11 protein-coding genes are annotated in these 11,770 nt (G+C 42.4%); 9 read left to right on the forward strand and 2 right to left on the reverse strand.

Going from position 1 to position 11,770, the window contains the following annotated elements; all coding sequences use genetic code 11:
* Window positions 1–3: 3 nt before the first annotated feature.
* The gene (metB, locus tag PR800_RS18460; protein ID WP_166267018.1) at window positions 4–1,164 is read right to left on the reverse strand and encodes a cystathionine gamma-synthase; all 1,161 of its coding nucleotides are present in this window, start codon (window positions 1,162–1,164) and stop codon (window positions 4–6) included.
* Between the two features lie 315 nt (window positions 1,165–1,479).
* Here metB and metJ point away from each other — a divergent pair, with 315 nt between their 5' ends.
* Both metJ and PR800_RS18470 read left to right on the forward strand, forming a co-directional pair.
* Window positions 1,480–1,797: a met regulon transcriptional regulator MetJ gene (gene metJ, locus PR800_RS18465; protein WP_004265315.1), complete on the forward strand. Its 318-nt coding sequence runs from the start codon at window positions 1,480–1,482 to the stop codon at window positions 1,795–1,797.
* Window positions 1,798–2,162: 365 nt separating this feature from the next.
* Window positions 2,163–2,885, forward strand: a complete 723-nt coding sequence (locus PR800_RS18470) for an outer membrane protein (RefSeq protein WP_181489942.1) — start codon at window positions 2,163–2,165, stop codon at window positions 2,883–2,885.
* Window positions 2,886–2,951: 66 nt separating this feature from the next.
* Here the strand turns inward: PR800_RS18470 and rpmE are convergent, their stop codons facing one another.
* A complete protein-coding gene (gene rpmE, locus PR800_RS18475; RefSeq protein ID WP_004265313.1) occupies window positions 2,952–3,167 on the reverse strand; it encodes a 50S ribosomal protein L31 in 216 nt (71 codons plus the stop codon).
* Window positions 3,168–3,385: 218 nt separating this feature from the next.
* Here rpmE and priA point away from each other — a divergent pair, with 218 nt between their 5' ends.
* From priA to rraA, 7 genes are all read left to right on the forward strand, one after another.
* Window positions 3,386–5,584 carry a primosomal protein N' gene (priA, locus tag PR800_RS18480; protein ID WP_210843130.1) on the forward strand — a complete coding sequence of 733 codons (2,199 nt, stop codon included), beginning with the start codon at window positions 3,386–3,388 and terminating at the stop codon, window positions 5,582–5,584.
* A 341-nt stretch (window positions 5,585–5,925) separates the two neighbouring features.
* Window positions 5,926–6,954, forward strand: a complete 1,029-nt coding sequence (gene cytR, locus PR800_RS18485) for a DNA-binding transcriptional regulator CytR (RefSeq protein WP_181489943.1) — start codon at window positions 5,926–5,928, stop codon at window positions 6,952–6,954.
* A 73-nt stretch (window positions 6,955–7,027) separates the two neighbouring features.
* Window positions 7,028–7,834: a cell division protein FtsN gene (gene ftsN, locus PR800_RS18490; protein WP_166267026.1), complete on the forward strand. Its 807-nt coding sequence runs from the start codon at window positions 7,028–7,030 to the stop codon at window positions 7,832–7,834.
* A 169-nt stretch (window positions 7,835–8,003) separates the two neighbouring features.
* Entirely contained in the window at window positions 8,004–8,534 is a 531-nt protein-coding gene (gene hslV / locus PR800_RS18495) for an ATP-dependent protease subunit HslV (protein ID WP_004265304.1), read from the forward strand.
* Between the two features lie 9 nt (window positions 8,535–8,543).
* Window positions 8,544–9,878: an HslU--HslV peptidase ATPase subunit gene (gene hslU / locus PR800_RS18500; protein ID WP_102140415.1), complete on the forward strand. Its 1,335-nt coding sequence runs from the start codon at window positions 8,544–8,546 to the stop codon at window positions 9,876–9,878.
* A gap of 187 nt (window positions 9,879–10,065) precedes the next feature.
* Entirely contained in the window at window positions 10,066–10,989 is a 924-nt protein-coding gene (locus tag PR800_RS18505; RefSeq protein WP_166267030.1) for a 1,4-dihydroxy-2-naphthoate polyprenyltransferase, read from the forward strand.
* Window positions 10,990–11,108: 119 nt separating this feature from the next.
* Window positions 11,109–11,633: a ribonuclease E activity regulator RraA gene (rraA, locus tag PR800_RS18510; protein WP_166267032.1), complete on the forward strand. Its 525-nt coding sequence runs from the start codon at window positions 11,109–11,111 to the stop codon at window positions 11,631–11,633.
* Window positions 11,634–11,770 lie beyond the last annotated feature (137 nt).

The raw sequence follows: 11,770 nt of genomic DNA on the forward strand, positions 1-11,770 counted from the left end.
CCGCTAACGTTGTGCCGCAACCTTAAATGCGTGGTCTAAGTCTGTGATTAAATCCTGAGAGTCTTCAATTCCCACTGAAATTCTTAGCAAGCTATCTGTGATCCCCGCTTGCGCACGGGCTTCTGCTGACATACCTGCATGCGTCATTGTCGCGGTATGGGAAATCAATGTTTCCACACCACCTAATGACTCCGCTAATGTAAACAAGCTGAGTGAGCGAAGAAAATGGCGAAGTTGTGACTCATCACCTGCAAATTCAAAACTCAGCATCGCTCCAAAGCCTTTTTGTTGTTTTACTGCTATTTCGTGCCCGGGGTGATCTTCTAATGCAGGATAATACAATTTTTTCACTAAAGGCTGTGATTTAAGATATTTTACGATCTCTTGTGCATTTTGCTGCTGCTGTAATACACGTGGAGATAATGTCCGAATACCTCTCAATAGTAGATAGCTATCAAAAGCGCCCCCAGTAACACCAATATTATTCGCCCACCAAGCAAGCTCTGTTACCCACTTTTCTTCTTTCGCAATCACCACCCCTGCAACGATATCAGAATGGCCATTCAGGTATTTAGTGCATGAATGCACTACAAAATCTGCACCGAGTGAAAGAGGCTGCTGCAAAATTGGGCTTAAAAAAGTATTATCTACAACGACTAATGCACCTACATCATGAGCCAACTGTGCAATATGCTGTATATCAAAAATTCTTAATAGCGGGTTACTTGGTGTTTCGATTAACACTAATTTGGGCTTTTTCGCTAATGCAGCCTGCAATGCAGATTCATCACTTTGGTCGACAAATTGCACCTGATACGCCCCACGCTGGCTTTGGCTATTAAATAACCGGTAGCTTCCGCCGTAACAGTCATGTGGCGCAACGAGTAAATCCCCCGGTTGCAGAAAAACGGTACATAACAGGTGAAGCGCAGACATCCCACTGTTAGTCATTACCGAACCACTACCCCCCTCAAGTTGTGCCAATGTTTTTTGCACAATATCACGCCCTGGGTTTCCACGACGTGAATAATCATGAGCTCTCGGTTCATTAAAATCAGTAAAATTATAGGTACTGGATAAATAAATGGGAGGCACTACGCAACCAAATTGTTGGTCTTCATTTAATCCATTATGAATTGCGATAGTTGACGGCTTGTAAGTCATAAACGCTTCTCCTGAACAGTGATAGGCTAAATCATACCCATCGGATGTTTGGACGTCAATATATCTAGACGTCTAAACCTCTTTACGTTTATATCAACTAATGGAATAATCAACCTTAATTATGATGTGTAAATTGATAGTCAATCACACAAATCAGCTTAACTTACTAATTTCACAAAAAATATTGTGATAAACTAAGTGAAGTGTCGTCACGTTTGTATGCAGTTCTTCATCCTTGAAAGCTTAGATTAAGTTTCTATTAAAAAGAATGTGCATATTATTTTTAATTATTACTGAAAATATCCAAGGTATCCCATGGCTGAATGGAATGGTGAGTATGTCAGTCCGTATGCTGAACATGGCAAAAAGAGTGAGCAAGTTAAAAAAATCACAGTATCTATCCCATTAAAAGTACTGAAAATTTTAACTGATGAGCGGACTCGTCGTCAGATTAACAACTTACGCCATGCCACTAACAGTGAACTCCTGTGTGAAGCTTTTTTACATGCATTCACAGGCCAACCACTGCCAAATGATGAAGATTTGCGTAAAGAGCGTAATGACGAGATCCCTGAAGCTGCAAAAGAAATTATGCGTGAATTAGGTATCGACCCTGAAACGTGGGAATACTAATCCCAATTAGTCGCCATTACGTGCCTAAAAGTTTTGACTACGTCGCAAGCCTTGCGGCGTAGTTACCCCTCTATATTTCCGCCCAGATACCTATGAATGAGTTTAAATTCAACAAGAACTAGGTAGGCCATTACTCATTTTGCCAAACCTAATCCATTAACATCAAACACTGTTAAAATTGACAGGATAACAACTTAGCTTTTTGTGCTTTTCTGTGTTTTAGTTCTATTTAATTAGCAAATTTAATATTTTAAAAGCAATTTGTTTTGTTTATCAATAATTTGATAATTCCACTTAAATCAATTAAAAATTATGCCATATAATAGATAAGGATATTTAACTAACTATTAAATGGTAAATAAGCAATGAAAAAAGTAATTTTAGTTTCTCTTTTAAGCCTTACGTTTAGTGGTCTGGCTATGGCATCTAGTAATGGTTTTTATGTTTCTGGAAAATTAGGTACATCTATTCTTAAATTATCAGACCAGAAATGGTCTGATGAAGATGGCAGTGACAATGGTGGCAGCAAAACCAAAGGCGTATTTGGTGGTGGTATCGCATTAGGTTATGACCTGTACGATGCAACTTCTTTACCTCTTCGAACTGAATTGGATATTACTCTACGTGGTAAAGCTTCTTCAAAACATAATTTGAGTAATGAATCTTGGAGTAATGGTAGTTCTTACTATTCCTCTCGCGAAGACGGTAAAAATGATATTACATTGAATACCTTTATGATTAATACTTATTATGATTTCAAAAATCAGACCAATTTCACACCTTATGTTTCCGTTGGCTTAGGTTTAGCAAGTATTAAACATAAAGCGCAATATATCTCCTCCGAAGTTAATTCAGGCGGCAGCGAATACGATGCATTCTCTAAATCGAAAACCAACAGTAACTTTGCTTGGAGCTTAGGTTTAGGTTCACAATATGCAATTAATGATAACCTTTCATTAGATTTAAGCTATCGTTTCTTAGATGCAGGAAAATCAGATGTTAGCTATAACGCAGATGGCGAAACGCTCAAGTCCAAAGTGAAAGTACGTAGTAATGACATCATGTTTGGCGTGGTTTACCGTTTCTAACGGCTTATTTTAGGCATTAAAAAAGGGAAACTCAGTTTCCCTTTTTTTTCGCATTCACAAGTTCGATTATTTTTTAGAACCTGGGATGCTGAAACGTTGGTTGAAGCGATCAACACGACCACCAGTCGCAACATCACGCTGTTTACCAGTATAGAACGGGTGGCAGTTACCACAAACGTCCAGGTTCAGCGAGTGACCAGCAGTTGAATTAATTTTCATTACATTACCGCAAGAACAAGTTGCAGTAACTTCTTCGTATTTAGGGTGAATACCTTTTTTCATGGGAGAACCTCTATTAAGGCCGTGTCGCCATTCCAGCCCTAACGCCGGACACCACACGTCGTGTTGATTGAATTTAATATATTGGTAAAAATAGATACCAAAGGCGGCGGATCATACAGAAATTCTGTTTATCGCGCAATGAAAACCGAGTAAATTTTGTGGTACTCTAGTCAACAATCGCTCGCATTATCGCATAAAAAACAGACGGAAAACCAGATATGATCGTCGTTCAGGTGGCTTTACCTGTCCCTTTAAACCGCACATTTGATTATCGCCTTCCTGATAACATGCCACTCCCAGTGATTGGCAGCCGTGTTATGGTGCCATTTGGCAAGCGCCAAGCCCTTGGTATTGTGGTAAAGCACAGCGATAAAAGCGAGTTTGCTGAAGATAAATTAAAAGCCATCGAGTTGGTTCTCGACCACCAAACACTCTTCCCTGATGATATTTGGCAGCTCTTACTGTGGTCTTCTCAATACTATCATTACCCAATAGGCGAAGTACTCTTCCACGCATTACCCACACTATTGCGCCAAGGTAAACCCGCTGAATTTACCCCTATTTGGCAATGGCAAGTAACGGATGAAGGCTTAGCGATTGACCTTAATGAACTAAAACGTTCTCCAAAACAGCAGCAAGCTCTTGCACTTTTGCGTCGTAGACCCGTTTATCGCCATCAAGTCAGTGAGCTTGAAATCAGTGAAAGCGCTCTGCAAGCACTGAAAAAGAAAGCTTATATTGATTTACACCCCGTTCAACCGACTAGCGAAAAGTGGCAACCAAGCTTTACAGTTTGTGGTGAAAGGCTGCGCCTTAATAGTGAGCAAGCCACAGCGGTCGGTGCTATACGTGCTGAAGATGACCAATTTTCGCCATGGCTGCTCGCAGGGATCACAGGGTCCGGTAAGACGGAAGTATATCTGAGTGTATTGGAAAATGTCCTTGCCCAAGGTAAGCAAGCTTTAGTTTTGGTGCCTGAAATTGGCTTAACCCCACAAACCATTAACCGTTTTCGTGAGCGCTTCAATGCCCCCGTAGATGTTTTGCACTCTGGGCTTAACGATAGCGAGCGTTTAGCTGTTTGGTTACGCACTAAACAAGGGCAAAATGCCATTATTATTGGTACTCGCTCGGCACTGTTCACCCCTTTCGCCCACCTTGGCATTATTATTATTGATGAAGAGCATGACAGCTCATATAAACAGCAAGATGGCTGGCGTTATCACGCCCGTGATTTAGCTGTTTTCCGTGCTAAAAAGAACAATATACCGATTGTCATGGGGACCGCGACCCCTTCATTGGAAACCTTATTCAATGTTCAACAACATAAATATCGGCAATTAAATCTCACGATTCGTGCCGGTAATGCACGCCCTGCGGCTCAACACCTTATTGACTTAAAAGGCCAGCCGTTAAAATTTGGCCTTTCGCATTTATTGATTCAACATATTAAAGAACACCTTGCACAAAACAATCAGGTGATTTTATTTTTAAATCGTCGAGGTTATTCTCCGACATTAATTTGCCATGAATGTGGTTGGATTGCGGAGTGCCAGCGTTGTGACCACTATTACACCTTGCACCAAAACTTTCATCAATTACGCTGCCACCATTGTGATAGCCAACGCCCTGTGCCTCGCCAATGTCCACAATGTGGTTCAACGCATTTAGTGCCTGTTGGTATGGGAACTGAGCAACTTGAGGAAGGTATCTGTGAACTATTCCCTGATACCCCTGTTACCCGTATTGACCGTGATACCACCAGCCGCAAAGGGGAACTGGAGCAGCATTTAAACCAAGTGCATGAAGGAGGAGCTCGCATTCTTATTGGTACGCAGATGCTCGCCAAGGGCCACCACTTTCCTGATGTCACCTTAGTCGCCTTATTAGATGTCGATGGGGCATTATTCTCGAGCGACTTCCGTGCAGCTGAACGGTTTGCCCAATTATACGTGCAAGTTTCTGGTCGAGCGGGGCGAGCCGGTAAGCAAGGCGAAGTGTTCTTACAAACCCACCATCCCGAGCACCCTCTGTTACTCACACTGCTTGAAGAGGGTTATAATGCATTTACTCAAGAAGCGATGGAGGAGCGTAGGGTCGCGATGTTACCGCCTTATACCAGCCATATATTGATCCGCTCGGAAGATCACAACAACCAAGATTCACGCCAATTTCTGCAAAATGTGCGGCAATATATTGCTGAACATCCCCAAAGTGACGCGAAAATGTGGATCCTAGGCCCTTCGCCGTCGATTCAAGCCAAACGCGGTGGCCGATTCCGCTGGCAATTGCTATTGCAGCACCCTTCACGACTTTATCTACAGCAGTTTATGGCGAAGCGACTGCCAGAAATACTTCAACAGCCAGAAAGTCGCAAGGTAAAATGGAACATTGATGTTGACCCGACGGATTGTTAACTCATTATCCATGCTAAATGATTCATTTTATCTAACCATTTAACGTTATAAACCATACCAATATTTTCTTCGCAGTATGTTGATAAATTTGAATTATTTACCCTATAATGCTAAACAGTCAAATTGAGCATTTTTTATACACATTGAGTTTCATTTATCTTTTTGCCCTTAGAATTATTTTCAAAATTTGCGAAGTAGCTCTAAAAAATGACGCAAGTCACACTTTTTATGCAAACTAGGTAACAGATATTATTGAGAAACCAATTAGAATAACCACTAATAATGACGTACTTGCGCCATTCAAAAAAAGCAAACGATTAAATCAATCTAAGGAAGGCGTTGTGGAAAGTAAAAAACACAATAACACGGCAACAATGAAAGATGTTGCTAGTGCCGCGGGCGTTTCGACAGCGACGGTGTCTAGAACACTCATGAACCCGGAAAAAGTTTCTTTGCAAACACGCCAAAAAGTCGAACAAGCGGTGATGGATGTTGGATATTATCCTCATAACCTTGCTAGAAGCTATAAGCGCAATGAATCAAAAACAATTCTAGTACTCGTTCCTAATATCCGTGACCCTTTCTTTAGTGATGTCGTGTGCGGCATTGAAGAAATCGCAGCTCAAGAAGGCTACTTTGTTTTGATTGGGGACTGCAAACACCAAGAAAAACAAGAAAATGCCTTTATTAATCTCATTATTACCAAACAAATTGATGGCATGGTCTTACTGGGTTCAAATATTCCCTTCGATATCTCAACCGAAGAGCAGAAAAACCTCCCTCCGATTGTGATGGCAAATGAATTCGCCCCTGAACTAAAGCTGCCTACTGTACATATTGATAACCTCACAGCCGCATTTAATGCGACACATTACCTGCAAAAACAAGGCCATAAACTGATTGCTTGTATTGCAGGCCCCAACCATATGCCTTTAAGCCAATACCGTTTAGAAGGTTATAAAAAAGCCATGTTGCGTACAGGCGAAAAATTGCGTGAAAATTATATTATTCGTGGCGATTTTACCCATGAAGGTGGCGCTGAAGCGGTAAAAACATTACTGTCACTTCCTGAACCACCAACCGCAATCTTTTGCCATAGTGACATCATGGCGATTGGCGCGATGTGGCAAGCGAAAAAAATGGGCTTAACGCTCCCAGATGACCTCTCTTTTGTTGGTTTCGATAACTTAGAGCAAGCAAAATACACCTTACCAGCCCTAACGACTATCAACCAACCTCGCGCTGAAATTGGTCATCATGCGATGCAATTACTGCTTGAGCAGATCCATGGACACAATGTTAACCCGGGCTCACGTCTCCTAGATTCTGATTTAATCATCAGAGAGAGCACAAAAGCGCCTAAAAGCTAGTCAAAGTTGCTCAGGTTAAGTAACATGTTAAGCCAAATGACGACGAACAATTGATAACTAGTGAATTAATAGCGTGGCACAAAAAGATTATGTAGCTCGAGGGCGCTCATCCGCCCGTAAAAAAAGCAAAGGTAAATCCAAGAAAGCACAAGGACTACCAATGACAACATTGGTTGTCGCTGTCGCGATTGTCGTGCTATTTGTTGGCGGCCTGTTTTACATCACCCAAAATAAAAAGGACACGCCGCAACCCCAAGTTGTCACACCAACAACACCGGGAAGTACGCTTCCACCAAAACCTGAAGAGCGTTGGCGCTATATTAAAGAGCTCGAACGTCGTGGTGTGGATACGCCAAATATTCAACAACCAAGCACAGGTAATAATATTGTGCGCCCATCAGATTTAACACCTGAGCAGCGCCAGCTATTAGAACAAATCGATTCTGATCGACGTCAACCTGTGACCAATTTACAAGAAGTTCCCTCGAATGGTAAACCGGTGCCACGCTCACAAGTGCTCATCAATGAGCCAGCCCAACCTATCGAGCCAGTGCAACGTAAACCGGCGGCTAATATCCCTCCGAAGCTTGAGGCTCAACCAACCGCGCCAGCAGCTCAACCACAAACAGCACCAAGTACTAAACCGGCTAACAGTTTGCAAAACATGATTGTTCAATGTGGTTCATTCCGTACAGCTGAACAAGCCGGGTCTGTACAAGCCACTCTGGCATTTTCAGGTATTGAAAGCCGTGTAAGTGCAGGTGGTGGTTGGCACCGTATTGTTTTAGGCCCTTATTCCAAGTCCACTGCCGAAAAAATGCGTGACCGCGCAGCAAGTGCAGGTGTTTCTGGTTGTATTCTTCGTGCGTCTGGGGGTTGAAAAACCTCAGCGCCCCCCCCATGTACTGTTTTAATGTACTCATGAGCGGTACTTTGTGTCTTCAACCTAGTTCAAGTGATAGTTAATTAAACAACTATCACTTGAATTTAATCTTTTGAAAATCACATTCAACCGCATTCTTTTTTGTAATAAAACCAGGGGCTAACTCATGACAACAATCGTAAGTGTTCGCCGTAATGGCCAGGTCGTAATTGGTGGTGATGGACAGGCGACGATGGGTAATACCGTCATGAAAGGCAATGTCCGCAAAGTTCGCCGTTTATACAACGACAAAGTCATTGCCGGATTTGCCGGTGGCACCGCAGACGCATTCACATTATTTGAACTGTTCGAGCGCAAACTCGAACTTCATCAGGGCCATTTAACCAAAGCAGCCGTTGAACTTGCTAAAGATTGGCGTACTGACCGCATGCTTCGTAAATTAGAAGCCTTATTAGCTGTCGCTGATGAACACACTTCACTGATCATTACAGGTAATGGTGATGTAGTTCAACCGGAAAACGACTTGATTGCTATTGGCTCCGGTGGCCCATATGCGCAATCAGCCGCACGTGCTTTGTTAGAAAATACAGACTTAAGCGCTAAAGAAATCGCTGAAAAAGCGCTCGCTATTGCGGGTGATATCTGTATTTACACCAACCATAACGTCAACTTTGAAGAAATTTCTTCAAAATCATAAGGATTTAGTATGTCCGAAATGACTCCACGCGAAATTGTCAGCGAACTCGACAATCATATTATTGGCCAAAATAAAGCCAAACGTTCTGTTGCGATTGCTCTGCGTAACCGCTGGCGCCGTATGCAGTTAAACGAAGTATTACGTCACGAAGTCACACCAAAAAATATTTTGATGATTGGGCCAACAGGGGTGGGTAAAACTGAAATTGCTCGCCGCCTTGCGAAATTAGCCAATGCGCCATTTATCAAAGTCGAAGCGACCAAATTTACTGAAGTCGGCTATGTAGGTAAAGAAGTTGACTCCATCATTCGCGATTTAACTGATTCAGCCGTTAAAATGGTGCGTTTGCAGTCTATCGAGAAAAACCGCTATCGTGCTGAAGAAATGGCTGAAGAGCGTATTTTAGATGTGCTTATCCCACCAGCAAAAAATAACTGGGGGCAGTCTGAGCCAACGGATGAGCATTCCCCAGCTCGCCAAGCATTCCGTAAAAAATTACGTGAAGGCCAATTAGACGATAAAGAAATTGAAATCGAAGTTGCGGCCTCCCCTATGGGCGTTGAAATTATGGCGCCTCCGGGCATGGAAGAGATGACAAACCAGTTACAATCCATGTTCCAAAACTTAGCAGGCCAAAAACAAAAACCTCGTAAGATGAAAATCAAAGAGGCATTCAAACTGCTCGTTGAAGAAGAAGCGGCTAAATTAGTCAACCCTGAAGAACTGAAAGAGCAAGCGATTGAAGCCGTTGAACAAAATGGTATTGTTTTCATCGATGAGTTCGACAAAATTTGTAAACGTGGCGGACAAAGTTCAGGTCCAGACGTATCCCGTGAAGGGGTTCAACGTGATTTACTGCCATTAATCGAAGGCTGTACCATTTCTACTAAACACGGGATGGTCAAAACTGACCACATTCTGTTTATTGCTTCAGGTGCATTCCAAGTTTCGAGCCCATCAGACTTGATCCCTGAGCTCCAAGGTCGTCTACCAATTCGTGTTGAGCTACAAGCGCTGACCACTGAAGATTTTGTACGAATTTTGACGGAACCAAACGCTTCATTAACTGAACAATATAAAGCGTTAATGGCAACAGAAGGCGTGAATATTGAATTCACAACTGACGGTATTCGTAAAATTGCAGAATCAGCATGGCAAGTGAATGAGTCAACCGAAAATATTGGTGCTCGTCGCTTGCACACGGTGCTTGAACGCTTAATGGAAGATATTTCTTTCGATGCCAGTGACCGTAACGGGCAAACTATCCAAATCGATGCAGACTATGTCAAACAGCACTTAGATGAGCTGGTGGCAGATGAAGACTTAAGTAGATTTATTTTATAATCTTATTAATTATCTGGTTTTCATGTATCCTTAATATACATCGACTAAAGTGCAGCTTTTATCGCTGCACTTTTTTCTATGAAATATTCTGCCCATTGCATTGAAAATACTAAGGTATTCATCTATATGATGGGTTATTAAACTATCAAGAACACGTCTCTAAAGAGTTTGAATTATAGGTAACTGCATGCAGTCGACATCCACAACAATAAGTCGTAAACAAGCTTGGATTGAAAGTCTCCGCCCTAAAACCCTACCATTAGGGGTGATTGCGATTGTGACAGGCTCTGCACTCGCTTATTTAACGAATAATTTTAAATGGCCCGTCGCTTTATTAGCACTTATCACCGCGGGGTTATTACAGATTTTATCAAACCTTGCGAATGACTATGGTGATGCGGTCAAAGGCTCTGATACGGCTGAACGTATTGGTCCATTACGCGGCATGCAAAAAGGCGTTATCACGCAAGCAGATATGAAAAAGGCGCTCAAGCTAAATATTACAGCAGCCTGCCTTTCTGGCTTACTCTTAATTATTGTCGCCTGTGAAAAACCAGAGGATGCCATTGGTTTCGTCGCATTAGGGCTTATTGCTATCTTAGCTGCCATTACCTATACCGTTGGCAAGAAACCGTATGGATACCTAGGGCTAGGGGATATTTCTGTCTTGATCTTCTTTGGCTGGCTAAGTGTTATTGGGACTTATTATTTACAGGCTAATAGTTTTAATATCATCACTGTCCTGCCCGCAACGGCCTGTGGGTTGCTCTCTGTCGCGGTATTGAATATCAATAATATGCGTGATATCGAAAATGATATTAAAGCAGGCAAAAACACCTTAGCGGTGCGCTTAGGCCCCCAAGGCGCTCGCATTTACCACACTATTATTATAGTTACGGCTATTTTATGTTTGGCCTTTTTTAATCTAATTTATTTGCACGGATGGAGCGGTTGGTTATTTTTACTTGCCGTACCGATGTTAATGAATCATTTACGCCGTGTTCTGAGTGACCCTACGCCAGAAGGTATGCGTCCTTTACTGGAAAATATGGTAAAAGCCGCGCTCGTGACTAACGTTTTATTCTCTATCGGCGTTGTGATGAGCAAATAATAATCACTATTTGTCGTTTTTTTGACTTTTTCCGCCTATTTTTAGGCGGGTAGCTTTGCCAAGTACGGTTCAAAAGGGATATACTGGTTACCTCTTGCAGCAAAAAAGACCTAACTCCTATGAAATATGATACTTCCGAACTCTGCGATATATACCAAGAAAGCGTTAACGTGGTAGAACCCCTTTTCTCCAACTTTGGTGGACGTACTTCATTTGGCGGTCAAATCATTACGGTTAAGTGTTTTGAAGATAACGGCCTAGTGTATGATTTGCTGGAAGAGGATGGTTCTGGCCGTATTCTACTGATTGATGGCGGCGGTTCTGTCCGTAAGGCACTCATTGATGCTGAAATTGCAAGGCTAGCCGTTGATAACCACTGGGAAGGTATTGTGGTTTATGGTGCAGTCCGTCAAGTTGATGCACTGATGGAGCTTGATCTCGGTATTCAAGCCATTGCTGCGATGCCTGCTGGTTGCCCTGATGAAGGTATTGGGGAAAGTGATATCCGAGTCAACTTTGGTGGAGTCACCTTCTTCTCTGGTGATTACCTCTATGCCGATAACACCGGTATTATCCTTTCTGAAGAGCCATTAACACCTTATGAGAACGACGGTTTCGTTGAAGATGACAATATCGACGCATAATCCGTTAAAAATTCTATAAATAAGGGCTGCAATGATTTGCGGCCCTTATTTTTATCTCAATCGGGCGAAAAGACGAAGCCAACCCTGTGACAACGTGAGGTATGACGAAAGTTTCTCTAAACCCTACAGCGTAAGGT

Source organism: Providencia sp. PROV205, from assembly GCF_028479505.1.
GTDB lineage: Bacteria > Pseudomonadota > Gammaproteobacteria > Enterobacterales > Enterobacteriaceae > Providencia > Providencia huaxiensis.